Source organism: Paraburkholderia sp. Cy-641 (assembly GCF_011752945.1).
Lineage (GTDB): Bacteria > Pseudomonadota > Gammaproteobacteria > Burkholderiales > Burkholderiaceae > Paraburkholderia.
Map to the genome: position 1 here is coordinate 1 of NZ_VWWM01000088.1, position 22,617 is coordinate 22,617.

At 65.1% G+C, this 22,617-nt stretch carries 23 protein-coding genes; 19 read left to right on the top strand and 4 right to left on the bottom strand.

Going from position 1 to position 22,617, the window contains the following annotated elements; all coding sequences use genetic code 11:
* The 6 genes from F3J20_RS29820 to ftsB form a co-directional block, all read left to right on the top strand.
* Nucleotides 1–950: ComEC/Rec2 family competence protein (locus F3J20_RS29820; RefSeq protein ID WP_167285655.1), on the top strand; the 950-nt coding region annotated here is incomplete at its 5' end.
* Nucleotides 951–1,007: 57 nt separating this feature from the next.
* Nucleotides 1,008–1,811, top strand: coding sequence for an alpha/beta hydrolase (locus tag F3J20_RS29825; protein WP_167049909.1), 804 nt, complete (start codon nucleotides 1,008–1,010; stop codon nucleotides 1,809–1,811).
* Nucleotides 1,812–1,954: 143 nt separating this feature from the next.
* On the top strand, nucleotides 1,955–3,628 hold the full coding sequence (locus tag F3J20_RS29830; RefSeq protein ID WP_167049911.1) for a CTP synthase: 1,674 nt from the start codon (nucleotides 1,955–1,957) through the stop codon (nucleotides 3,626–3,628).
* The gene (gene kdsA, locus F3J20_RS29835) at nucleotides 3,625–4,479 is read left to right on the top strand and encodes a 3-deoxy-8-phosphooctulonate synthase (RefSeq protein ID WP_167049913.1); all 855 of its coding nucleotides are present in this window, start codon (nucleotides 3,625–3,627) and stop codon (nucleotides 4,477–4,479) included. Before F3J20_RS29830 ends, kdsA begins: the two co-directional genes overlap by 4 nt.
* A 225-nt stretch (nucleotides 4,480–4,704) precedes the next feature.
* Complete coding sequence (gene eno / locus F3J20_RS29840; RefSeq protein ID WP_075301327.1) at nucleotides 4,705–5,988, top strand: phosphopyruvate hydratase; 1,284 nt, start codon at nucleotides 4,705–4,707, stop codon at nucleotides 5,986–5,988.
* Nucleotides 5,989–6,095: 107 nt separating this feature from the next.
* A complete protein-coding gene (ftsB, locus tag F3J20_RS29845; protein ID WP_167285656.1) occupies nucleotides 6,096–6,533 on the top strand; it encodes a cell division protein FtsB in 438 nt (145 codons plus the stop codon).
* A gap of 150 nt (nucleotides 6,534–6,683) precedes the next feature.
* Here ftsB and F3J20_RS29850 read toward each other — a convergent pair whose 3' ends face one another.
* From F3J20_RS29850 to F3J20_RS29860, 3 genes are all read right to left on the bottom strand, one after another.
* Nucleotides 6,684–7,073: a hypothetical protein gene (locus tag F3J20_RS29850; RefSeq protein WP_205299414.1), complete on the bottom strand. Its 390-nt coding sequence runs from the start codon at nucleotides 7,071–7,073 to the stop codon at nucleotides 6,684–6,686.
* 271 nt (nucleotides 7,074–7,344) lie between these two features.
* On the bottom strand, nucleotides 7,345–8,295 hold the full coding sequence (hslO, locus tag F3J20_RS29855; protein WP_167049917.1) for an Hsp33 family molecular chaperone HslO: 951 nt from the start codon (nucleotides 8,293–8,295) through the stop codon (nucleotides 7,345–7,347).
* Between the two features lie 65 nt (nucleotides 8,296–8,360).
* Entirely contained in the window at nucleotides 8,361–8,885 is a 525-nt protein-coding gene (locus tag F3J20_RS29860) for a gamma carbonic anhydrase family protein (RefSeq protein ID WP_167049920.1), read from the bottom strand.
* A 454-nt stretch (nucleotides 8,886–9,339) separates the two neighbouring features.
* On the opposite strand from F3J20_RS29860, the gene F3J20_RS29865 reads away from it, so the two are divergent.
* From F3J20_RS29865 to F3J20_RS29910, 10 genes are all read left to right on the top strand, one after another.
* Complete coding sequence (locus tag F3J20_RS29865) at nucleotides 9,340–10,308, top strand: ferritin-like domain-containing protein (protein WP_240162959.1); 969 nt, start codon at nucleotides 9,340–9,342, stop codon at nucleotides 10,306–10,308.
* 69 nt (nucleotides 10,309–10,377) lie between these two features.
* Nucleotides 10,378–11,262 (top strand): alpha/beta hydrolase, encoded by an 885-nt coding sequence (locus F3J20_RS29870; RefSeq protein ID WP_167285658.1) that lies wholly within the window; start codon nucleotides 10,378–10,380, stop codon nucleotides 11,260–11,262.
* 306 nt (nucleotides 11,263–11,568) lie between these two features.
* Entirely contained in the window at nucleotides 11,569–12,399 is an 831-nt protein-coding gene (locus F3J20_RS29875) for a 3',5'-nucleoside bisphosphate phosphatase (protein WP_167285659.1), read from the top strand.
* Nucleotides 12,400–12,611: 212 nt separating this feature from the next.
* Nucleotides 12,612–13,247: an L-threonylcarbamoyladenylate synthase gene (locus tag F3J20_RS29880; RefSeq protein WP_167049926.1), complete on the top strand. Its 636-nt coding sequence runs from the start codon at nucleotides 12,612–12,614 to the stop codon at nucleotides 13,245–13,247.
* Between the two features lie 47 nt (nucleotides 13,248–13,294).
* On the top strand, nucleotides 13,295–13,957 hold the full coding sequence (locus tag F3J20_RS29885) for a site-2 protease family protein (protein ID WP_167049928.1): 663 nt from the start codon (nucleotides 13,295–13,297) through the stop codon (nucleotides 13,955–13,957).
* A 6-nt stretch (nucleotides 13,958–13,963) separates the two neighbouring features.
* On the top strand, nucleotides 13,964–15,166 hold the full coding sequence (locus tag F3J20_RS29890; protein ID WP_167049930.1) for a tryptophan--tRNA ligase: 1,203 nt from the start codon (nucleotides 13,964–13,966) through the stop codon (nucleotides 15,164–15,166).
* A gap of 28 nt (nucleotides 15,167–15,194) precedes the next feature.
* Nucleotides 15,195–15,797, top strand: a complete 603-nt coding sequence (locus F3J20_RS29895) for a class I SAM-dependent methyltransferase (RefSeq protein WP_167285660.1) — start codon at nucleotides 15,195–15,197, stop codon at nucleotides 15,795–15,797.
* A 43-nt stretch (nucleotides 15,798–15,840) separates the two neighbouring features.
* Complete coding sequence (dapA, locus tag F3J20_RS29900) at nucleotides 15,841–16,758, top strand: 4-hydroxy-tetrahydrodipicolinate synthase (RefSeq protein ID WP_167285661.1); 918 nt, start codon at nucleotides 15,841–15,843, stop codon at nucleotides 16,756–16,758.
* A 130-nt stretch (nucleotides 16,759–16,888) separates the two neighbouring features.
* Nucleotides 16,889–18,028, top strand: coding sequence for an outer membrane protein assembly factor BamC (bamC, locus tag F3J20_RS29905; protein ID WP_167049934.1), 1,140 nt, complete (start codon nucleotides 16,889–16,891; stop codon nucleotides 18,026–18,028).
* Nucleotides 18,029–18,035: 7 nt separating this feature from the next.
* A complete protein-coding gene (locus F3J20_RS29910) occupies nucleotides 18,036–18,809 on the top strand; it encodes an MBL fold metallo-hydrolase (protein WP_167049936.1) in 774 nt (257 codons plus the stop codon).
* A 134-nt stretch (nucleotides 18,810–18,943) separates the two neighbouring features.
* Here the strand turns inward: F3J20_RS29910 and F3J20_RS29915 are convergent, their stop codons facing one another.
* Nucleotides 18,944–19,642 carry a Bax inhibitor-1/YccA family protein gene (locus F3J20_RS29915; RefSeq protein WP_167285662.1) on the bottom strand — a complete coding sequence of 233 codons (699 nt, stop codon included), beginning with the start codon at nucleotides 19,640–19,642 and terminating at the stop codon, nucleotides 18,944–18,946.
* 298 nt (nucleotides 19,643–19,940) lie between these two features.
* On the opposite strand from F3J20_RS29915, the gene ndk reads away from it, so the two are divergent.
* The 3 genes from ndk to F3J20_RS29930 all read left to right on the top strand — a co-directional run.
* Nucleotides 19,941–20,366: a nucleoside-diphosphate kinase gene (gene ndk / locus F3J20_RS29920; RefSeq protein WP_042322811.1), complete on the top strand. Its 426-nt coding sequence runs from the start codon at nucleotides 19,941–19,943 to the stop codon at nucleotides 20,364–20,366.
* 243 nt (nucleotides 20,367–20,609) lie between these two features.
* Nucleotides 20,610–21,761 (top strand): 23S rRNA (adenine(2503)-C(2))-methyltransferase RlmN, encoded by a 1,152-nt coding sequence (gene rlmN / locus F3J20_RS29925; RefSeq protein WP_167285663.1) that lies wholly within the window; start codon nucleotides 20,610–20,612, stop codon nucleotides 21,759–21,761.
* Nucleotides 21,762–21,976: 215 nt separating this feature from the next.
* Nucleotides 21,977–22,617 (top strand): helix-turn-helix transcriptional regulator (locus F3J20_RS29930; protein ID WP_167285664.1); only part of this gene is annotated, 641 nt, incomplete at its 3' end.

A 22,617-nucleotide genomic window follows, 5' to 3' on the forward strand; every position in this document is an offset into this window, starting at 1 on the left:
GCCTCGCGCCACGCGGCTGGCCGCTGCGCTGGGCCGCGCCGCTGACGTGGCTGCCGTTGCTGATGCCCAGCGCGGACGGCGCGCTTGCCGCGCCGGCGGGCGCGTTCCGTCTGACGGCGCTCGACGTGGGGCAGGGCGCGTCGATCCTCGTGCAAACCGCGCATCACGCCTTGCTGTTCGATGCCGGGCCGGGCGCGGAATCGACGCACGCGGGCGAGCGCGTGGTCGTGCCGTTCCTGCAGGCGCATGGCGTGACGACGCTCGACACGCTGATCGTCAGCCACGCCGATTCCGATCATGCGGGTGGCGTGCCTGCCGTGCTCGATGCGATCGAGGTGCGTCAGATGGTGGGCTCGCTCGCGCCGGACAATGCGCTGTGGCCGTACGCGCAGCGGCACGGCGCGCGGACGCTGCCGTGCGCGGCCGGGCAGCGCTGGCAATGGGACGGCGTCGAATTCGCGATACTGTGGCCGGATGCCGGGCCCGCGAGCGGCAAGAACAACGATCGTTGCTGCGTGCTCAGGGTCAGCACGCTGCCGCGCGCGGGGCTCGCCGCGACATCGCGCGCTCGCGCGGAGACGGCGCGTTTCGCGGCCCTGCTGACCGCCGACATCGAGGCGCCGGTCGAGCGCACGCTGCTCGCGCGCGATCGCGGCGCCTTGCGCGCCCAGGTGCTGATGGCGCCGCATCATGGCAGCAGGACCTCGTCGACCGAGCCGTTCCTCGACTCTATCGAGCCGTCCATCGCGCTATTTCAGGTAGGCTACGAAAATCGTTTTCATCATCCGAATGCGGGCGTGTTCGAGCGCTACGAGGCACGCCATATCGAACTCGGGCGCAGCGATCGGGACGGCGCGGTGCGGGTGGACGTCGATCCCGGCGCGGACGGCCCCGCGCTCACGCTCGAGCGCTATCGCGAGACGCGGCGGCGCTACTGGATGGCGCGTTGAGCGCGCGAGACGCCTGTCAAAGGCGCACGCAAAAAACAGAAACGGAGATAGCCGCAGTTGAAAAACATCATTCATTTCTCTCATGCGAACGGCTTTCCGGCTTCCACCTACCGGACGATCTTCGCCGAACTTTCCGACGACTACGAGGTGCGCTTCATCGAGCGTATCGGCCATGACACGCGCTTTCCGGTCACGCAGGACTGGCCGCATCTGGTCGAGCAGTTGCTCGAAGACATCGGCCGCGCGTACGAGCAGCCGGTGTGGCTCGTCGGACATTCGCTGGGCGGCTATCTGTCGCTGATGGCCGCGCTGAAAAAGCCGCAGTGGGTGAGGGGCGTGGTGATGCTCGACTCGCCGGTGATCGCCGGTTGGCGCAGCAGCATGCTACGCGTCTCGCAATGGACCGGGCTCGACGAACGGCTCTCGCCGGCCGCCGCGACGCGCACCCGGCGCACGCAGTGGGCAAGCCGCGACGAAGCGTGGCGGCACTTCCATTCGAAGCCGGCGTTCGCGCGCTGGGACGAGCGCATGCTGTCCGACTACATCGACTTCGGCATTCCGCAGAGCGCGCCGGACGGCACGCGCGCGCTCGCGTTCGACCGCCGCACCGAATATCGGATCTACCGCACGCTGCCGCACACGCTCGGCGCGCGGCTCGCGCACGGCGCGCCGGTGCCGGTCGGTTTCATCGCCGGCACGCGCTCGAAGGAAATCCGCCAGGCCGGTCTCGATGCGACGCGCCGCGCGACCGGCGGCCACCTTGAGTGGATCGAAGGCAGCCATCTGTATCCGATGGAGCGGCCGATCGAAACGGCGCGCGCGGTGCAGCGGATGTTGCGCGAACTTGAGCGGCTTGCCTGAGGCGCTGCGCGTGCGACTTGCGTGGCAAATGGCGGCGCCGGGTTGCACGCGAGGAGGGGGCGGCGCGCGCCGGGCCGGTCGTTTTTTGCTGGGTCGGGACCATCCTTTACGGTATAATCCGTTTTTCCCGCGAGCATCCAGCGATGACCAAATATGTTTTCGTCACCGGCGGCGTAGTTTCTTCCCTCGGCAAGGGTATTGCCGCCGCTTCCCTCGCCGCGATCCTCGAATCGCGCGGTCTCAAAGTCACCCTCCTCAAACTCGATCCGTACATCAACGTCGACCCCGGCACGATGAGCCCGTTTCAGCACGGCGAAGTGTTCGTGACGGAAGACGGAGCGGAAACCGACCTCGACCTCGGCCACTACGAGCGCTTCATCAGCACGAAGATGCGCAAGGCCAACAACTTCACCACGGGCCAGATTTACGAATCGGTGATCCGCAAGGAACGCCGCGGCGATTATCTCGGCAAGACGGTGCAGGTCATCCCGCACATCACGAACGAAATCCAGGCATTCGTCGAGCGCGGCGCGGCTTCCGCGACGTGCGGCGAGCCCGATGTCGCGATCGTCGAAGTGGGCGGCACGGTGGGCGACATCGAATCGCTGCCGTTCCTCGAAGCCGCGCGCCAGATGAGCCTGCGCCTCGGCCGCAACAGCGCATGCTTCGTGCACCTGACGCTCGTGCCCTGGGTTGCCACGGCGGGCGAACTGAAGACCAAGCCCACCCAGCACAGCGTGCAGAAGCTGCGCGAAATCGGCATCTCGCCGCACGTGCTGCTGTGCCGTGCCGACCGGCCGATTCCGGACGATGAGCGCGCGAAGATCTCGCTGTTCTCGAACGTGCCCGAAGACGCGGTGATTTCCGTGTGGGACGCCGACAGCATCTACAAGATTCCGCAGATGCTGCACGACCAGGGGCTCGACGCGATCATTTGCGAAGAGCTCAGGCTCACGCCGAAGGCCGCGGACCTCGCGATGTGGTCCGACCTCGTCGAGAAGCTGCAGAATCCGAAGCACGAAGTGACGATCGGCATGGTCGGCAAGTACGTCGATCTGACCGAGTCGTACAAGTCGCTGATCGAAGCGCTGCGCCATGCGTCGATGCACACGTCGACGCGCGTGAACATCGAGTACATCGACTCCGAAGAGATCGAGACGCAAGGCGTCGAGAGCCTCAGGCATCTCGACGCAGTGCTCGTGCCGGGCGGCTTCGGCCGGCGCGGCACCGAGGGCAAGATCGCCGCGATCCGCTATGCGCGCGAAGCGAAGGTGCCGTATCTCGGCATCTGCCTCGGCATGCAGCTTGCCGTGATCGAATTCGCCCGCGACGTGGTCGGCCTGAAGGACGCGAACAGCACCGAGTTCGATCAGGAAACGAAGAACCGCGTGGTCGCGCTGATCACCGAGTGGTACGACCGCGAAGGCCGCGTCGAGAAGCGCACCGAAGAGTCGGACCTCGGCGGCACCATGCGCCTCGGTTCGCAGCGCTGCCCGATCAAGCCCGGCACGATGGCCGAGGAAATCTACGGCCGCGACGTGAACGAGCGCCATCGCCACCGTTATGAAGTCAATAACCGTTTCGTGCCCCAACTCGAAGCCGGCGGCCTCATCATTAGCGCCCGTACGCCGAGCGAGGATCTGCCGGAAATGATGGAATTGCCGCGCAGCATGCACCCGTGGTTCGTCGGCGTGCAGTTCCACCCGGAATTCACATCCACGCCGCGCGATGGCCACCCGCTGTTCAAGTCGTTCGTCGAGGCGGCGCTGGCGCATCAGCAGTCGCGCACCGCGAACGCAGTCAGGGAGAAAGCATGAAGCTGGGCGATTTCGAAATCGGTCTCGACAAGCCGTTTTTCCTGATCGCCGGTACCTGTGTCGTCGAATCGGAACAGATGACGATCGACACGGCCGGCCGCCTCAAGGAAATCTGCGCGAAGCTGAACATTCCGTTCATCTACAAATCGTCGTACGACAAGGCCAACCGCAGCAGCGGCAAGTCGTTCCGCGGTCTGGGCATGGACGAAGGTTTGCGCATCCTGTCGGAAGTGAAGCGTCAGCTCGGCCTGCCGGTGCTGACCGACGTTCACGCCGAACACGAAATCGAACAGGTCGCGTCGGTTGTCGACGTGCTGCAAACGCCGGCGTTCCTGTGCCGGCAAACGGACTTCATTCACGCCTGCGCGCGCTCGGGCAAGCCGGTCAATATCAAGAAGGGCCAGTTTCTCGCGCCGCACGACATGAAGAACGTGATCGACAAGGCGCGCGACGCCGCGCGCGAAGCGGGTCTGTCGGAAGACCGCTTCATGGCGTGCGAGCGCGGCGTGTCGTTCGGCTATAACAACCTCGTGTCGGACATGCGTTCGCTCGCGATCATGCGCGAGACCAACGCGCCGGTCGTGTTCGACGCGACGCACTCGGTGCAGTTGCCGGGCGGCCAGGGCACGAGCTCGGGCGGCCAGCGCGAATTCGTGCCGGTGCTCGCGCGTGCCGCGGTCGCGGTGGGCGTTGCGGGTCTCTTCATGGAAACGCATCCGAACCCGGCGCAGGCGAAGTCGGACGGGCCGAACGCGGTGCCGCTCAAGCGCATGGCCGATCTGCTCGAGACGCTCGTCACGCTCGACCAGGCCGTCAAGCGCGGGCCGTTCCTCGAAAGCGATTTCAACTGATTCAGGCATGCGCCGCGTGTCGCGATTTTCACGATCCACCTCGATAATCGGCGCGCGGCGTTTTCGCATAATGGCCGTCGAACGTATCGGCGCGCGAGTTGTCTGTCGGGGAGACCGGCGGGTGCTTCGCAGGGGACAGGAGTCGGCACTTAAGCGCCAACTCCGGATCGGCAGCGCGATACAGTGTCACAGTAAAGAATTCAACGTCATTTCTTTGAGGAAACCATGAGTGCTATCGTAGACATCATCGGTCGAGAGATTCTCGATTCGCGAGGCAACCCCACCGTCGAATGCGACGTGCTGCTCGAATCGGGCACGATGGGCCGCGCAGCGGTGCCGTCGGGCGCGTCGACCGGCTCGCGCGAAGCGATCGAACTGCGCGACGGCGAAGCCGGCCGTTACGGCGGCAAGGGCGTGCTGAAGGCCGTCGAGCACATCAACACTGAAATCTCCGAAGCGATCATGGGCCTCGACGCTTCCGAACAGGCTTTCCTCGACAAGACGCTGCTCGAGCTCGACGGCACCGACAACAAGTCGCGCCTCGGCGCGAACGCGATGCTGGCCGTGTCGATGGCCGTCGCGAAGGCCGCCGCTGAAGAAGCCGGCCTGCCGCTGTATCGCTACTTCGGCGGCTCGGGCGCGATGCAACTGCCGGTGCCGATGATGAACATCGTCAACGGCGGCGCGCACGCGAACAACAGCCTCGACATCCAGGAATTCATGATCGTGCCGGTCAGCCAGCCGACCTTCCGCGAAGCACTGCGCTGCGGCGCCGAAGTGTTCCACGCGCTGAAGAAGATCCTGTCGGATCGCGGCATGAGCACGGCCGTCGGCGACGAAGGCGGCTTCGCACCGAACTTCGGCAGTAACGAGGAATGCTTGTCCACGATCCTGCAGGCGATCGAGAAAGCAGGCTATCGCGCCGGTGAAGACGTGCTGCTCGCGCTCGACTGCGCGGCGAGCGAGTTCTACCACGACGGCAAGTACCAGCTGGCGGGCGAAGGCCTGCAACTGTCGTCGACGGAATTCGCGGACTACCTCGCGAACCTCGCCGACAAGTTCCCGATCGTGTCGATCGAAGACGGCATGCACGAAGGCGACTGGGAAGGCTGGAAGGTGCTGACCGACAAGCTCGGCAAGAAGGTGCAACTGGTCGGCGACGACCTGTTCGTGACCAACACGCGCATCCTTAAGGAAGGCATCGAGAAGGGCATCGCGAACTCGATCCTCATCAAGATCAACCAGATCGGCACGCTGACGGAAACCTTTGCGGCGATCGAGATGGCGAAGCGCGCGGGCTACACGGCCGTGATCTCGCACCGCTCGGGCGAAACCGAAGATTCGACGATCGCCGATATCGCCGTGGGTCTCAACGCGGGCCAGATCAAGACCGGTTCGCTGTCGCGTTCGGACCGTATCTCGAAGTACAACCAGCTGCTGCGCATCGAGGAAGATCTCGGCGATATCGCGAGCTACCCGGGCAAGTCGGCGTTCTACAATCTGCGCTAAACAGCAGCTTGTTCGCGCTGATCGATGAGACGGTTATCCTTCGTTTCTGATTGACCTCGCCGCCCTGCGTATAGCGCAGGGCGGCGCGTATTTATTGTGCTTACTTCATGCGGCTTGTCACTGCTGTCCTGATCGTTCTGCTGGCGCTGATCCAGTACCCGCTCTGGTGGGGGCATGGCGGCTGGCTGCGCGTGCATGAGTTGCAAGGGCAACTCGCGCAGCAACTGCAAAAGAATGCCGACGCGAAGGTGCGCAACGAACGCATTCAGGGCGAGGTGCAGGATCTGCAGAACGGCACGGCTGCGGTCGAAGAGCGGGCGCGCTACGAGATGGGCATGGTCAAGGACGGCGAGGTGTTCGTGCAGTTCGTGTCGCCGAACCAGCCGTTGCCGGCGTCGAACGGTCCGTCGGTGAATACGTCGACGCGCGGCGAGGTATCGGCCGCGCCGCTGCACGTGGTGCCGAATCCGGAGTCGCGCGCGAAGCCGGATCGCAAGCGTGGCGGGAAGGCGGTGGCAGCGAAGGAGAAGAAGCCGGCGCATTGAGGTTGATGCGTTGTCCCGGCCTGGTGGGCTCAACGGGTTCAATGGGCTCGGCTGAGTCAGTCACGAAGGACGCAAAAAAAGCGCGGTTCATTTTGAACCGCGCTTTTTTATTGCCCTGTTCCTTTGTACTTTGTACTGTCGCCGTCGATCCTACCAACCCCAGTACGGCCCGAAGCCGACGCCAATGCCTGTGCCCCATCCGCGCCGTCCCCAACTGCCGGTCGAAAAGCCACCGGTCACGGTGATGGGCGGCGCTGGCGAGCCATAGCGCGACCACGCCTGAGCGGCGGCTTCTGCGGCCATCGACTGATTCTGCTCGTACATGACCTGGCGATCGATCGCGTCATAGCGCGCACGCTCTTCCGGTGTCAGCGTTTGACCGGTGCCGGCCGCAGCGGCCTGATCGGACGGCAGGCGGCTCAGAATCGGCATTGGGCCAGGCGGGTCGATCGTGCAGCCGGCGAGTGCGGCGCTACCCGCGACCACGGCCAGTACGGTCAACGTGCGCGCATGACGTATCAGCGAAAGAGGGGGCTTCATGTTCGAATCTCCATCGGTTCGACGCGTTGGCGGGCGAGGCCGACATGTGCCGTGAGCGGCGCGAATGGTTCAACGCACATTCACCACGGCGATCAGGCTCGGCGGTCAGAAAGGCCGCGGCCGGAGAAAGCCAGTGCACCGCCCGAGCCATGACGGCAGTGGGCGGCGCGGTGGCGGCTGCCGTTATGAAAAGCGACGAAGCACCTATCACGCACGGCAGCCAGGGCAAGCTCGGACGTTCACGCAACCTGCCCAGGCACGCGCTGCCGCCTCAGTGCCGCTGATCGGTAGCCGGCGTCACGCCTTGTGAAAGTCCGCTTGCCACGAAAAGTTGCGCGACGTCGACCGGGTCGAACTCGTAGCGCTGGTTGCAGAACTCGCAGTGAATCTCGACGTGGCCGCGTTCTTCGATCACGCCGTCCACTTCGTCGCGGCCGAGCATCTTCAGCATCGCGCCGACCTTTTCGCGCGAGCACGTGCATTCGAAGCGCGTCGTGACCGGCTCGAAATGCAGCACGTTTTCCTGCCAGAAGAGCCGGCGGAAAACCGTCTCCGGTTCTTCCTTCAGCAGTTCGTCCTGCGACAGCGTGCCGCCGAGCGTGCAGACGCGCTCCCACGTGTCCGCATCGAGCTGGCCCGGATGCGGGACGATGCCGCCGTCGCCGGGCAGCTTCTGCAACAGCATGCCGACCGCGCGCTCGGTGTTCGCCGCGAGCCACATGCGCGTGTCGAGCTGCTCCGAGTGATGCATGTAGTGTTCGAGCACCTCGGCGATCGACTTGAGCGGCCCGTCGACGCCCGAGAGCGGCACGATGCTCTGGTACGGCTGCTGGCCGGGCTGTTTGTCGGCCGGGTCGAGCGTGATGACGCAGCGGCCGTGGCCGCTCGCGTTGACGAGATCGACGAGCGAGGTCGTGTCTTCGAGCGCCGGGCCGTTCTCGCCCGAGAGCTTCGCGGTGGCGCGCATCGTCAGGTTCGAGCTGCACTGCACGACCAGCATCTTGACCGGGCCATCGCCGAAAATCTGCATGACGAGCGTGCCGTCGAACTTCAGGTTCGCCGACAGCAGCGCGCACGCGGCCATCATTTCGCCCAGGATCGTTCGCACGGGCGCCGGATAATCGCGCCGCGTCAATACTTCCTGCCACGTATTGCGCAACGAAACGATCTCGCCGCGCACCGGCGCCGCGCTGAACATGAATTTTTGCAACTGGTCGCTCACAACTTTTCCTCGATGGAGTGACGCGGCGCGATGCCGCGTCATTGCGCACCGCGCGCGCCGGCCGTCTAGCCGATGCGCACGAGCTGCGCCTTGAAATACTCGCGGCGCTCGACATAACTTGCCGCGCCGCGCCGCATGTTGGCGATATCCGCTTCCGTCAGTTCGCGCACGACCTTGGCGGGCGCGCCGAGAATCAGCGTATTGTCGGGAAACACCTTGCCCTCGGTGACGACGGCACCCGCTCCGACCAGACAGTTGCGGCCGATCACCGCGCCATTCAAGACCACGGCCTGAATGCCGATCAGCGAACCTTCCTTGATCGTGCAGCCGTGCAGCATGACCTGGTGGCCGATCGTCACGTTCGGCTCGACCGTCAGCGGATAGCCGGGGTCGGTGTGCAGCACCGCGCTTTCCTGCACGTTGCTGCCGGCGCCGATCGTGATCGGCTCGTTGTCGCCGCGCAGCGTCGCGCCGAACCACACGCTCGCGTTTTCCTCGAGCGTCACGTTGCCGATGATGTTCGCCGAATCCGCGACGAACACGCTTTCATGGATGTTCGGGGCGGCTTCGCCCAGCTTGTAAATCGTCACAATGTCTCCTGTTGATCGGTCGCCGCATGCGGCGCCTGGCCGCTGTCGCGCGTTGCCGGCCTGACTTCGCGGGCCTGACGGACGCGCCCGCAGGCGCGCCGGATGGTCGAATCGGGTATTGTAAACGGTTGTGTGGCCGGGCCGCTCGGCGCGCGCGCCAAGGTGCGCGCTTGCGATTTCGCGGTGATTGCCGGCGAGAACGTGAGAGAAGCGGCGCCGTGGTGTCCGGTTCGTCGCCGCATGGGCTTGTTGTGCGTAGCGGTTACGCATGGCCACTCGTCGCGTGGGCCGCATGCCGTGGCGCTTCTGCGCGTTTTGTCGCGCGTTGGCGGTACGAGCGGGGCTCGACTCGGCCACGTTTACCGCAGCGTCTCCGGCCGCTTTATCCGTTGCCTCAGTTGATTTCGTTGCCGATCCGCTTCCCATGACGTCCGCCGCTTCGCCTGTTTCATCCATGTCCTGCGCATCGGATTCCCGCGACGAGCCTTCGTGCGCGCGCCGTGTTGCGCTCGCCGCCTTGCGCGACAGCGATCCGGCCATCAAGGCGGATGCGGCTCGCGCACTGTATGCCGCCGTGCTCGACGGTCGCGCCGTCTGTCACGCCGATCTCGAACTGGCCGAGCCGGCCGGCCTGCCGGGCCGTCCCGTGCGGCCCGAACTCGTCGAGCCGCGCCAGCTCGGCCGGCGCAGCATGCAGTCGCCGCAGGGCCGCGCGGTGTTGCTGCATGCGCTCGCGCACATCGAGTTCAACGCGATCAATCTCGCGCTCGACGCCGTATGGCGCTTCTCCGGCATGCCCGCCGGGTTCTATGCCGACTGGCTCAAGGTCGCCGCCGAAGAGGCCTATCACTACTCGCTGCTCGCCGCGCGGCTCGCCGAATACGGCCATGCCTACGGCGACTTCCCGGCGCACGGCGGCCTGTGGGACATGTGCGAGCGCACCCGCGGCGACGTGCTCGCGCGCATGGCGCTGGTGCCGCGCACGCTCGAAGCGCGCGGCCTCGACGCCTCGCCGCCGATTCGCGCGCGTTTGCAGCAGGCGGGCGATCAGGCGTCGGCGGCGATTCTCGACGTGATCCTGCGCGACGAGATCGGCCACGTGCTGATCGGCAACCGCTGGTTCCGCCACCTGTGCGGGGCGCACGGGCTCGATCCGCACGAGACCTATCAGCGTCTCGCCGATCAGTACCACGCGCCGAAGTTACGCGGTCCGTTCAATTTCGAAGCACGTCGCGACGCCGGTTTCGACGAAGCCGAACTCGCCGCGCTCGCGGGGCTCGACGCGCAGCCGCAGCCGCAGCCGCAGCCGCAGCCGCAGCCGCAGCCGCAGGGGCAGGGGCAGGGGCAGGGGCAGGGGCAGGGGGCGGAGTCGGAGTCGGAGTCGGACCCGACCGACGCGGACGACCGAACACCGCTTCGATAATCGCTCTCCCCGTATCAGCCGGCGGTCTCTATAATCGAACGATCATTCTTTTTTGTGGGTGCGCCGCTCATGAATACTTCCCGCTCCGAGTTCGTCGCCGTGCGCGGCGTCCGTCTGCACGTGCGGCGTTGGGGCCGTCCCGACGCGCCGATCCTGTTCATGCTGCATGGCTGGATGGACGTGGGGGCCTCGTTCCAGTTCGTCGTCGATGCGCTCGGCGGCGACTGGCAGGTGATCGCGCCCGACATGCGCGGCTTCGGCCTGTCCGACTGGCCGGTTGCCGAGCGCGGCGGCGGCAGCTACTGGATTCAGGACTATCTCGGCGATCTCGACGCGCTCGTCGACCACTACGCGCCAAAAGGCGAGGTCAATCTGGTCGGCCACAGCATGGGCGCGAACATCGTGTGTGTGTACGCGGGCGTGCGGCCGGAGCGCGTGCGGCGCGTGGTCGATCTCGAAGGTTTCGGGCTCGCGCCGTCGCATCCGGCGCAGGCGCCCAGGCGCTTGCTCAACTGGCTCGACGAATTGCGCGATCCGCCGCAGCTGAGGCGCTATGCGTCGCTCGACGAGGTGGCCGCGCGCCTCACCAAAACCAATCCGCGGCTCGATCCGCGGCGCGCGAAGTTTCTCGCGCAGCACTGGTCGAAGCCGGATGGCGAAGGGCGCTTCATGCTGCTCGCCGACCCCGCGCACAAGGTGCGCGGGCCGACGCTGTATCGCCTCGACGAGGTGATGGCCGTATGGCGCAAGGTGAGGGCGAGGGTGCTGCACGTCGAGGCTGCCGGGTCGCCGACGCTCGCGCAGATCGCCGGCGAGATTCCGCTCGACGAATTCAAGGCGCGTTTTCAGGCGTTTCCCGACTGGCGCGAGAAGATCATCGACGAGGCCGGGCACATGGTGCATCACGACCAGCCGGAGCAGATCGCGGCGCTGATCGAGGGGTTTTGCGCTTAGGCGGCTTTATTAGGCGGCTTCATTGCGAAGGTCTGGAGAGGTTTTAGGGGGCGGCGTTTGTTGCCAGTGTTGGGCCGTCTGCGCGCAGGCGCGCTTGCCTGTATTCGAGCTTCTATCCGCGCCCGCAACCGAGCCCGCGGCCCGTATCCGCCGTGACGCGGCGCGGCACGCGTCCGGCGCCGGCGCATGCAGCAAGTGCCGGCAGCAAGCGTGCACAGCAAGCGCCCGCAGCCGCCACCGCGAGATAGCCCTGCGGGCCCTTACTGCGTTGCAGTAAAATGGCTGGAGAATCTCTCCAGGACCACGATGAACGCCGATCTTCACTGCCACTCCACCGTTTCCGACGGCCAGTTCGCGCCGGCCGACGTCGCGCGCCGCGCGCACGCGAACGGCGTGACGCTGTGGGCGCTCACCGATCACGACGAAGTCGGCGGTCAGCACGAAGCGCGCGCCACCTCCGAAGCGCTCGGTATGCGCTATCTGAGCGGCGTCGAGATTTCGGTCACATGGGCGGGGCGCACCGTGCATATCGTCGGGCTCGGTATCGATCCGACCAGCCGGATTCTGATCGACGGTCTCGCGCGCACGCGCGACGGCCGTGCCGCGCGCGCCGAGGCGATCGGCGAGCAGCTGGCCGTGCTCGGCATTCCCGGCGCGTACGAGGGCGCGCTCGAATACGTCTCGAATCCCGACATGATGTCGCGCACGCACTTCGCGCGCTTCATGGTCGAGCACGGCCACTGCGGCACTACGCAGGAAGTGTTCGACCGCTATCTCGGCGACGGCAAGCCGGCCTACGTCGCGCACCGCTGGGCGAAACTCGCCGACGCGGTGGGCTGGATCCAGGCCGCGGGCGGCGAGGCGATCGTCGCGCATCCGGGCCGCTACGCGTATTCGCCGCTCGAATTCGACGCGTTTTTCGCCGAATTCATCGATCTCGGCGGCAAGGCGATCGAGGTCGTCACGGGCAGCCACACGCCCGACCAGTATCGCGAATACGCGGACGTCGCGCGCCGCTTCGGCTTCGAGGCCTCGCGCGGGTCCGATTTCCACGCGCCCGGCGAGGGCCGCATCGAACTCGGCGCGCTGCCGCCGCTGCCCGCCGATCTCAAGCCCGTCTGGGAACGCTGGCTGTGACCGCGCGCCGTGCCATGACGGCACGTCACGCGCGCGGGCTGGCCCGATCAGGCGAGCGCGTGCGCACCAGCCCCCTGGCGGCGCCGTGCCATGCGGATGCCTCTTCGAGGCATTGCATTCCGCGGGCCAGCCGTCCTCCATTCGCAGGGCACGTGCGATCCGTTTGCCGCATGCCAGCCGCAGCCGTTCATCCGCCGTCATCGTGAACCACCATGTCCCAATACTTCCGGCTTCATCCCGACAATCCGCAGCCGCGCCTCGTCAAGCAGGCCGTGCAGATCATCAACGACGGCGGCGTGGTCGCGTTGCCGACCGATTCGACCTATGCGCTCGCCTGCCATCTCGACGACAAGGATGCGGTCGAGCGTCTGCGGCGCATTCGCGGGCTCGATGAAAAGCAGCTGCTGTCGCTGCTCGTGCGCGATCTGTCGGAGCTCGCCAATTTCGCGATGGTGGACAACCGGCAGTACCGGCTGCTCAAATCGGTGACGCCGGGCCCGTACGTGTTCGTGCTGCAGGCGACGAAGGAAGTGCCGCGGCGCGTCTCGCATCCGTCGCGCAAGACGATCGGCCTGCGCGTGCCGGATCATGCGATCACGCTCGCGATTCTCGAGGAACTCGGTCAGCCGCTGCTCGGCTCGACGCTGATCATGCCCGACGAAACCGAGCCGCTGAACGATCCCGAGGACATTCGCGCGCGGCTCGAAAAGCAGCTTGATCTCGTGATCGACGGCGGCCCTTGCGTATGCGAGCCGTCCACCGTGATCGACCTGACCGGCGCGGAGCCCGTACTGGTGCGGGCAGGGCGGGGTTCGCTCGCGCCGTTCGGCCTCGCGGAAGCGGCATGAGCGAAAGCGGGCAGACGCGCGCAAGCGCATTGTTACAATAACGGCATATGGATTCTTCCCTGATACAGACCGTCGCGGTCTACGCGCTTCCGGTTATTTTCGCGATCACGCTGCACGAAGCGGCGCACGGCTACGTCGCGCGCTGGCTCGGCGACAACACCGCCTACGTGCTCGGCCGCGTGTCGCTGAACCCGATGCGCCATATCGATCCGCTCGGCACGATCGCGATTCCGCTCCTGCTCTATTTCGCGACGAGCGGCGCGTTCATGTTCGGCTACGCGAAGCCGGTGCCGGTCGCGTTCGGCAATCTGCGCAATCCGCGCTGGGGCAGCCTGTGGGTCGCGGCGGCCGGTCCCGTGTGCAACTTCATCCAGGCGCTGGCGTGGGGCGTGTTCGGCGTCGTGCTCGCGGTGCTCAATATCGACGAACCGTTTTTCACGCGCATGGCCGGCGCGGGCGTCGGCGTGAATCTGGTGCTCGGCGTGCTGAACCTCTTTCCGCTGCCGCCGCTCGACGGCGGCCGCGTGCTGATGGCGCTGTTGCCGCCGAAGCAGGCGATTTCGCTCGCGCGGCTCGAACCGTACGGCTTTTTCATCGTCATGGCGCTCGTCATGACGGGCACGCTCACGCGTTTCTGGTTAAAGCCGCTCGTCACGCTCGGCTATAGCGCGATTACCGCAATTCTGACTCCACTTGTTTCGCTTTTTTAAATAACCATGTTCCCAGACCGTATCTTCTCCGGCATGCGGCCCACCGGGTCGCTGCACCTCGGCCACTATCACGGCGTACTGAAAAACTGGGTGCGGCTGCAGTCCGAGTACCCGTGCTTCTTCTGCGTGGTCGACTGGCACGCGCTGACGACCCACTACGAAACGCCCGAAGTGATCGAAAAGAACGTCTGGGACGTGCTGGTCGACTGGCTCGCTTCCGGCATCGATCCGGCCCAGGCAACGCTGTTCATCCAGAGCAAGGTGCCCGAGCATGCCGAGCTCGCGCTGCTGCTCGGCATGAGCACGCCACTCGGCTGGCTCGAACGTGTGCCGACCTACAAGGAGCAGATGGAAAAGCTCAAGGACAAGGACCTGTCCACCTACGGCTTCCTTGGCTACCCGGTGCTGATGGCGGCCGACATTCTGCTGTATCGCGGCTCGCTCGTGCCGGTCGGCGAAGACCAGGTGCCGCACGTCGAAATGACGCGCGAAATCGCGCGCCGCTTCAACTACCTGTACGGCCGCGAGCCGGGTTTCGAGGAAAAGGCCAACGAGGCCGCGAAGAAGCTCGGCGGCAAGCGCTCGAAGCTCTATCACGAGCTGCGCAACGCGTATCAGCAGGAAGGCGACGACGAGGCGCTCGAACGCGCGCGGGCGCTGCTGCAGGAATCGCAGAGCCTGTCGATGAGCGATCGAGAGCGTCTGTTCGGCTATCTCGAAGGCTCGCGCAAGATCATCCTCGTCGAGCCGCAGGCCATGCTGACCGAAGCGTCGCGCATGCCGGGTCTCGACGGCCAGAAGATGTCGAAGTCGTACGGCAACACGATCGGCCTGCGCGAAGACGCGGAAACGATCACGAAGAAAGTCCGCACGATGCCGACCGACCCGGCGCGCGTGCGCCGCACCGATCCAGGCGATCCGGACAAATGCCCGGTGTGGCAACTGCACCAGGTCTACACCGACGAAGCGACGCACGAGTGGGTGCAGAAGGGCTGCCGCTCGGCGGGCATCGGCTGTCTCGACTGCAAGCAGCCGGTTATCGAAGGCATTCTGCGCGAGCAGCAGCCGATGCTCGAGCGCGCGCAGAAGTACATGGACGACCCCTCGCTGCTGCGCGCGATCGTCGCCGACGGTTGCGACAAGGCGCGCCGCTTCGCGACGGAAACGATGCGCGACGTCCGCGAGGCGATGGGGCTGTCGTACAACTGATGGGCCATCGAGCTACCGCCGCGCAGCAATGAGCACACCCACTGCCGCCGGCATGCACGGCCTCGGTGAAGCGTCGCGCTGGGTGCGCGACTGGGCGCATCTGGTCGCGCCGGGTGGCGCGGTGCTCGACGTCGCCTCGGGCGCGGGGCGTCATGCGCGGTTTTTCGCGTCGCGCGGGCATCCGGTGACGGCGCTCGACCGCGACGCGGCCGCGCTCGGCATGTTGCGCGACGCGCCGCTCGTCACCCCGCTCGTGGCCGACCTCGAAGGCGCGCCGTGGCCGCTTGCCGACACCGCCGGATTTGCTGCGGTCGTCGTGACGAACTATCTGCACCGGCCGCTTTTCCCATCCCTTCTGCGCGCGCTCGCGCCGGGCGGCGTACTGGTTTACGAGACCTTCGCGCAAGGCAACGAAAGCGTCGGCAAACCGTCCAACCCGGCGTTTCTACTGGCGCCGGGCGAGCTTCTCGAGAGGGTGCGCGGCCAGTTGCGGGTAGTCGCATTTCAGGATGGATTTCTCGCGGAACCGCGCCCGGCCTACGTTCAGCGCATCTGCGCGATTCGCGAGCCGGCGCCCGCGCATGATCCCCCCCAGGCAACAGCCCCGCCTTGTTACGAGTTGGCGGGCTAATCCGCTACAATCGCGGTTTACCTGATCATATTCATGGCTTTTCATGACTAACGGCAACCAGAGCGGCGCCAACGGCGGCGTGCAGATTCGCGGCAGCATTCCTGCCATCATCACCCCGATGTTCGAAGACGGCAGCCTCGATCTGCCGGCGTTCCGAAAACTGGTCGACTGGCACGTCGCGGAAGGGACGGACGCGCTCGTCGTGGTCGGCACGAGCGGCGAATCGGCCACACTGTCGGTCGAAGAGCACGTGCTCATGGTCAAGACCGCGGTCGAGCACTGCGCGGGCCGCATTCCGGTGATCGCTGGCGCGGGTGCCAATTCGACGTCCGAGGCGATCGAACTGACGCGGCATGCGAAGGACGTCGGTGCCGACGCGACGCTGCAGGTCGTGCCGTATTACAACAAGCCGACGCAGGAAGGCATCTACCGCCATTTCGCGAAGATCGCCGAAACCGTCGACCTGCCGGTGATCCTCTACAACGTGCCGGGCCGCACCGTTGCCGACATGAGCAACGAGACCATCCTGCGCTGTGCGCAGGTGCCGGGCATCGTCGGCGTGAAGGAAGCGACCGGCAACATCGACCGCGCCGCGCATCTGATCAAGGCGGCGCCGGCCCACTTCGGCATCTATAGCGGCGACGATCCCACCGCGATCGCGCTGATGCTGCTCGGCGGCCACGGCAATATCTCGGTCACGGCCAACGTCGCGCCGCGCGCCATGAGCGATCTGTGCAAGGCCGCGCTCGCCGCGGATGCGAAGACCGCGTGCGAAATTCATCTGAAACTGCTGTCGCTGCACAAGTACCTGTTCGCCGAGGCGAATCCGATTCCGACGAAATGGGCGCTGCAGCAACTCGGGCGTGTGCAGGGCGGTATCCGTTTGCCGCTTACGCCGCTCGACGCGCAATACCACGATGTGGTGCGCGGCGCGCTGCGCGAAGCGGGCCTGCTAGGTTAAGCGGGCCGGCTCGACAGTTCGCCCGTATCTACGCCAGGCCGCCACCGGCATTTCCTTAACCGACGTCGCTTCAGCCCACGTTCCCGGCAGATCGAACGAGGCATCGCGTTCCAGCATCACGAAGGACCTCATGAAACGTTCCGCACTTTCCCTCCACGCAACCCGCATGGCGGCGCTGGCGCTTGCCCTGACGACGCTCGCCGGCTGTGACACGCTGAACGACTGGTTCGCTTCCGATCGCGTCAACTACAAGACGACGTCGAGTGCGCCGCCGCTCGCCGTGCCGAGCGATCTGAGCAGCACGCCGACCGACCAGCGCTATGTGGCGCCGCCCGCCAATCTGGCGCTGGGCGGCGCGACCGCACGCGCGGTGACGGCGGCTGGCAATACGACCGAAGGCCAGCCGAATGCGCAGGACCCGCTCGGCATGCACATCGAGCGCGACGGCGACCGCCGCTGGCTGGTCGTCGACGGCCGCTCGCCGGAGCAGCTGTGGCCGCAACTGCAGGAGTTCTGGCAGGAAAACGGCTTCGTGCTGAAGACCGACGCGCCGGCAACCGGCATCATGGCGACCGACTGGGCTGAAAACCGCGCGAACATTCCCGACGACTGGTTCCGCCGCACGGTGGGCAAGGTCATCGACTTCGCGTATTCGTCGGGCACCCGCGACAGCTTCCGTACGCTCGTCTCGCGCGGGCCGGGCGGTGCCACCGATATCTCGATCACGCATAGCGCGATGGAAGAAGTGCTGACGGGGCAGGACAAGACGTCGTCGCGCTGGGAAGAGCGTCCGCGCGATCCGGCGCTCGAAGCGATGTTTCTCGCCAAGCTGATGCAGAAGTTCGGCCTGACCGAGGCGCAGTCGAAGCAACTGCTGACCGACGCGCACCCGGCCGTGGCGCCGGCTACGATCGAGCAGAGCGCGGGCGCGTCGACGCTCGATCTGCAGGAGTCGTTCGACCGTGCATGGTTGCGCGTGGGCCTGGCGCTCGACCGCACCAACTTCACCGTCGACAACCGCGATCGCGAAAAGGGCATCTACTACGTGCGCTACGCGGATTCGATGCAGGAGCTGAAGCGGGAAGGGCTGTTCGGCAAGCTGTTCTATAGCGGCAATTCGGCGCGCAAGCCGGGTCAGGAATTCCTCGTCAACGTGCGCGCGAAGGGCGATACGGTGACGCAGGTCGCGGTGGTGGACGCGAACGGGCAGATCGACACCTCGTCGGACGCGCAGCGCATCGTGTCGCTGCTGCACGCGCAGTTGAACTAGGCGGGCCGTGCGGTTCGCCAGTCTTGGCAGCGGCAGTGAGGGCAACGCGCTGCTGGTGGAAGCGCAAAGCGGCGTGACCACTACGCGCGTGTTGCTCGATTGCGGTTTTTCCGCGCGTGAAGTCGAACGGCGTCTGACGCGGCTCGGTGCGAGCGTCGAAGGTCTCGACGCGATTCTTATTACGCATGAGCATAGCGACCATATCGGCAGCGCGCTGACGCTGGCCCGCAAGTGGTCGATTCCGTTGTACATGAGCTGGGGCACCGCGCGCGCGGTCGGTGCCGACGAAGCCGATGTCGATCTGCAGGTGCTGTGGGGCGACGAGGCGGTGACGATCGGCGACCTCAGCGTTCTTCCTTATACCGTTCCTCACGACGCCCGCGAGCCGCTGCAATACGTGTTCTCGAATGGTGCGAGCCGGCTCGGCGTGCTGACCGACGTCGGGACGTCCACGCCGCATATCAGCGCGGTGCTGAGCGGCTGCGACGCGCTCGTGCTCGAATGCAATCACGATGTGCAGATGCTGGCGGGCAGCCGCTACCCGGCGTCACTGAAGGCGCGTATCGGCGGCAATCATGGGCATCTGAACAATGACGCGGCGGCCGACATCCTGGCCTCGCTCGATCGTTCCCGCCTGCGGCACCTCGTTGCCGCGCACCTGAGTCAGCAGAACAATCTGCCGGAGTTGGCGCAGGCCGCGCTGGCTGGCGTGCTCGGCGCGGTGTCCACTGACGTGGTCGTCGCCTCGCAAAGTGATGGCTTTGCGTGGCTTTCGGTTTGACGCGATTCCGTTTGCCTTGACGCGTACATTTATTGTCGCGTGCGACGCAATGAAAAAAGCCCATAACGAGCAAACGTCATGGGCTTTTCTTTTGAGCGCGGCACCTGAAGAGCGCGCCGCGCGATCAGTCGGACTTAATTGCGGTTGCCGCCGAAAATGCCGAGCAGCGCGAGCAGGTTGACGAACACGTTGTACAGATCCAGGTAGATCGCGAGCGTGGCGGTGATGTAGTTCGTTTCGCCGCCGTTCACGACGCGCTGCACGTCGAACATGATGTAGGCGGAGAAGATCACGATGGCCATGACCGAAACCGTCAGCATCAGCGCCGGCAGTTGCAGGAACATGTTCGCGACCGACGCGAGCAGGATCACGATCACGCCCATGAAGAGCCACTTGCCGAGCCCGGGGAAGTCGCGCTTGCTGACCGTGGCGATGGTTGCCATCGCCGCGAAGATCACACCAGTGCCACCGAACGCGAGCATGATCAGCGACGGGCCGTTCGAGAAACCGAGCACGAACGCGAGGATGCGCGACAGCATCAGGCCCATGAAGAACGTGAAGCCGAGCAGCACGAACACGCCGGCGGCGCTGTCCTTGGTGCGCTGGATCGCGAACATGAAGCCGAAGGCAATCGCGAAGAACGCCAGCATGCTCATCGCGGGGCTGGTGGCGGCGAACAGCGAGAAGCCCGTGGCGAGACCGACCCATGCGCCGAGTACGGTCGGAATCATCGACAGCGCGAGCAGCCAGTAGGTGTTCCGTAGCACGCGGTTGCGCGTTTCGGCCGTGGTCACCGCGCCGTTGCGGCCAAACATATACGGATGTTCGTTCATGGTCTCTCCTTACCTCAGAAGCGTGTTGCGTAATGGGCGATGCGGGATGATGCGGCAATTCGCGAAGCGCCGGCGGACATCCGTTGCGCGGTGCGCGCCGCATTCATTCCTAAGATTAGCGCGGCGGCCGGGAGTTTCAATACCCCGGACTTCGCGCACAGGCTTACGCTACCAGTATTTTGAACCCTTCGGGTGGATTCTTTCAATACTGTAAGGGTTCAATCGCAATCATACACGGGAACATGCTACAATAGCGGATTCATTTAAATCTGTAACCTCTTAATTTTTTGGAGTTTTTATGGCGATCGAACGCACCCTGTCGATTATCAAGCCGGACGCAGTGGCGAAGAACGTGATCGGTCAGATCTACACCCGCTTCGAAAACGCTGGTTTGAAGATCGTGGCATCGCGCATGGTTCATCTGTCGCGTGCCGACGCCGAGAAGTTCTACGCCGTGCATGCCGCACGTCCGTTCTTCAAGGATCTCGTCGAGTTCATGATTTCGGGCCCGGTCGTCGTGCAAGCGCTGGAAGGCGAAAATGCGATCCTGAAGCATCGCGATCTGATGGGTGCAACGGACCCGAAGAAGGCGGAAAAGGGCACGATCCGCGCCGACTTCGCCGACAGCATCGACGCTAACGCGGTGCACGGTTCGGACGCAGCGGAAACGGCTGCTGTCGAAATCGCATTCTTCTTCCCGCAAGTCAACGTCTACTCGCGTTAAGCGCCGCGCGCTCGAGCCAGGTGTTCGCTTCGGGCGTCCAGGCGCGAACGGGCGCCTGCAGGCGTGTTTGAAGCGGTTTCTCGCGTCGCGCGGTTCGTGCAGCCGAACAGTTTTATCGCACGAATCGCACGCGGGGCCCGGCAAAGTAGTAAGGTAAAAGCAGCAGGAATGGGCGCGAACGGCATTGCGTTCATGCAGCTTGTTGCATGAACGCAGTCTCGCACTGAAATGGCAGGATTCGATATGACGAGCAGTCCCACCGTCAACCTTCTCGACCTCGACGCCCAAGGGCTTGTCGCCTATTGCGACAGCCTGGGCGAGAAACCGTTTCGCGCCAAACAGTTGCAGCGCTGGATTCATCAATACAACGCTGCCGACTTCGACGGCATGACCGATCTGGCGAAGTCCTTGCGCGAAAAGCTCAAGGGGCGCGCCACGATCTCGATGCCCGGCATCGTCAGCGACCATGTTTCGACCGATGGCACACGCAAGTGGCTCATCGACGTCGGCAACGGCAATGCCGTTGAAACCGTGTATATCCCCGAAGAAACGCGCGGCACGCTGTGTGTGTCGTCGCAAGCCGGGTGCGCGGTCAACTGCCGGTTCTGCTCGACCGGCAAGCAGGGGTTCTCCCGCAATCTCACCACCGGCGAAATCATCGGCCAGTTGCGCATGGCCGAGTTTGCGCTGCGCGCGTCGCGCGGCGATGAGGCCGGTCGCGCAATGGGCGGCGACAGCAAGGGCGAGCGTGTCGTCACGAACGTCGTGATGATGGGCATGGGCGAGCCGTTGCTCAATTACGACGCGGTCGTGCCGGCCATGCGCCTGATGCTCGACGACAACGCATACGGCCTGTCGCGCCGGCGCGTGACGCTGTCCACTTCGGGCGTCGTGCCAATGATGGACAGGCTCGGCGCCGATCTGCCGGTGGCGCTCGCGGTGTCGCTGCACGCGCCCAACGATCCGTTGCGCGACATGCTGGTGCCGCTGAACAAAAAGTATCCGTTGCGCGAATTGATGGCGGCGTGCGAACGCTATCTGAAGGTCGCGCCGCGCGATTTCATTACGTTCGAATATTGCATGCTCGACGGCGTGAACGACAGCGAGGCGCATGCACGCGAGTTGCTGGCGGTTACGCGCAACGTGCCGTGCAAATTCAATCTGATCCCGTTCAATCCGTTCCCCGAATCGGGCCTCGTTCGCTCGAAGCCGGAACAGATCAAGCGGTTTGCGCAAGTGTTGATGGACGCGGGTGTCGTCACGACAGTGCGCAAGACTCGCGGCGACGATATCGATGCTGCCTGCGGTCAGCTGGCCGGTGCGGTGAAAGACCGCACGCGTCTTGCTGAGCGTTCCGGGAAGGCGGCGAAGGTGATCGAGGTTCGCGCCGTGTAAGCATCCGGGGCGGAATGGCGCCGGCGTTCGCGCGGAAACCCCTGCGAGCGAGGAAAGGCCCCCATGCCGCCCTCGGCTGAAAAGAAAGTTTGCAGAATCGATCGGAAGCGGCGCACGAAGCCGCGCATTTTGTTATAAACGGTCTGCGATTTGGACGTGAGGCTCGAGCCCGTCCGGTTGCACGAGTAAAAAGAATCGACGCGAAAGGATTTGGGATGAGTGAGCCGCAGCACCCGCAGCCGCACGAAACAGACACGAACGAAGGCCACCCGGCACCTGTTGCGCGGGCGGCGGTGCAGCCCGCCGTGCAACCGGCGCTCGATTCGTTGGCGGCCGTTGGCGCGCGCTTGACCCAATTGCGTGAATCGAAGAGCTGGACGATCGAAGACGTGTCGGCGCGGCTGAAAGTGTCGGTCGTCAAGCTCGGCGCGCTCGAAGCGGGCGACATCAGCCATTTGCCGGACACGACGTTCGCGCTCGGCGTGGTGCGCAGCTATGCGAAGATGCTCGGCGCCGATCCGGCGCCGTTCACGGCGGCGCTGCGTCGCGAGAAGGGGGTGCCGGCGCCGAATCTGTCGATGCCGGCGTCCTCGGGCAAGGACCTGCCGCGCGGCAAGGTTTCGTTAACACTGGGTGACAGTGGTCACAAGAGCCGTTCATGGCTGTGGGGAATCGCGGCGATCGTCGTTGCGGTCATCGCGCTGGGCATGTGGCGCACCAACGTCGGCGATTCGTCCGCGTGGCTCGCGCGTCTGAAAGCGAGCGCGAGCGGTTCAGCGAGTAACGAGACCGGCGCATCGGACGCTGTGGCGCAAGGCCAGGTGCCCGCGCAGGACGCCGCGTCGGCGCCGGAAGC

What these genes read in the sequence shown, in the direction of transcription:
- F3J20_RS29830 (WP_167049911.1), top strand. Translation starts at nt 1,955, where the DNA reads ATGACCAAATATGTTTTCGTCACCGGCGGCGTAGTTTCTTCCCTCGGC.
- kdsA (WP_167049913.1), top strand. Translation starts at nt 3,625, where the DNA reads ATGAAGCTGGGCGATTTCGAAATCGGTCTCGACAAGCCGTTTTTCCTG.
- eno (WP_075301327.1), top strand. Translation starts at nt 4,705, where the DNA reads ATGAGTGCTATCGTAGACATCATCGGTCGAGAGATTCTCGATTCGCGA.
- ftsB (WP_167285656.1), top strand. Translation starts at nt 6,096, where the DNA reads ATGCGGCTTGTCACTGCTGTCCTGATCGTTCTGCTGGCGCTGATCCAG.
- F3J20_RS29850 (WP_205299414.1), bottom strand. Translation starts at nt 7,073, where the DNA reads ATGAAGCCCCCTCTTTCGCTGATACGTCATGCGCGCACGTTGACCGTA.
- F3J20_RS29865 (WP_240162959.1), top strand. Translation starts at nt 9,340, where the DNA reads ATGTCCTGCGCATCGGATTCCCGCGACGAGCCTTCGTGCGCGCGCCGT.
- F3J20_RS29870 (WP_167285658.1), top strand. Translation starts at nt 10,378, where the DNA reads ATGAATACTTCCCGCTCCGAGTTCGTCGCCGTGCGCGGCGTCCGTCTG.
- F3J20_RS29875 (WP_167285659.1), top strand. Translation starts at nt 11,569, where the DNA reads ATGAACGCCGATCTTCACTGCCACTCCACCGTTTCCGACGGCCAGTTC.
- F3J20_RS29880 (WP_167049926.1), top strand. Translation starts at nt 12,612, where the DNA reads ATGTCCCAATACTTCCGGCTTCATCCCGACAATCCGCAGCCGCGCCTC.
- F3J20_RS29885 (WP_167049928.1), top strand. Translation starts at nt 13,295, where the DNA reads ATGGATTCTTCCCTGATACAGACCGTCGCGGTCTACGCGCTTCCGGTT.
- F3J20_RS29890 (WP_167049930.1), top strand. Translation starts at nt 13,964, where the DNA reads ATGTTCCCAGACCGTATCTTCTCCGGCATGCGGCCCACCGGGTCGCTG.
- F3J20_RS29895 (WP_167285660.1), top strand. Translation starts at nt 15,195, where the DNA reads ATGAGCACACCCACTGCCGCCGGCATGCACGGCCTCGGTGAAGCGTCG.
- dapA (WP_167285661.1), top strand. Translation starts at nt 15,841, where the DNA reads ATGACTAACGGCAACCAGAGCGGCGCCAACGGCGGCGTGCAGATTCGC.
- bamC (WP_167049934.1), top strand. Translation starts at nt 16,889, where the DNA reads ATGAAACGTTCCGCACTTTCCCTCCACGCAACCCGCATGGCGGCGCTG.
- F3J20_RS29915 (WP_167285662.1), bottom strand. Translation starts at nt 19,642, where the DNA reads ATGAACGAACATCCGTATATGTTTGGCCGCAACGGCGCGGTGACCACG.
- ndk (WP_042322811.1), top strand. Translation starts at nt 19,941, where the DNA reads ATGGCGATCGAACGCACCCTGTCGATTATCAAGCCGGACGCAGTGGCG.
- rlmN (WP_167285663.1), top strand. Translation starts at nt 20,610, where the DNA reads ATGACGAGCAGTCCCACCGTCAACCTTCTCGACCTCGACGCCCAAGGG.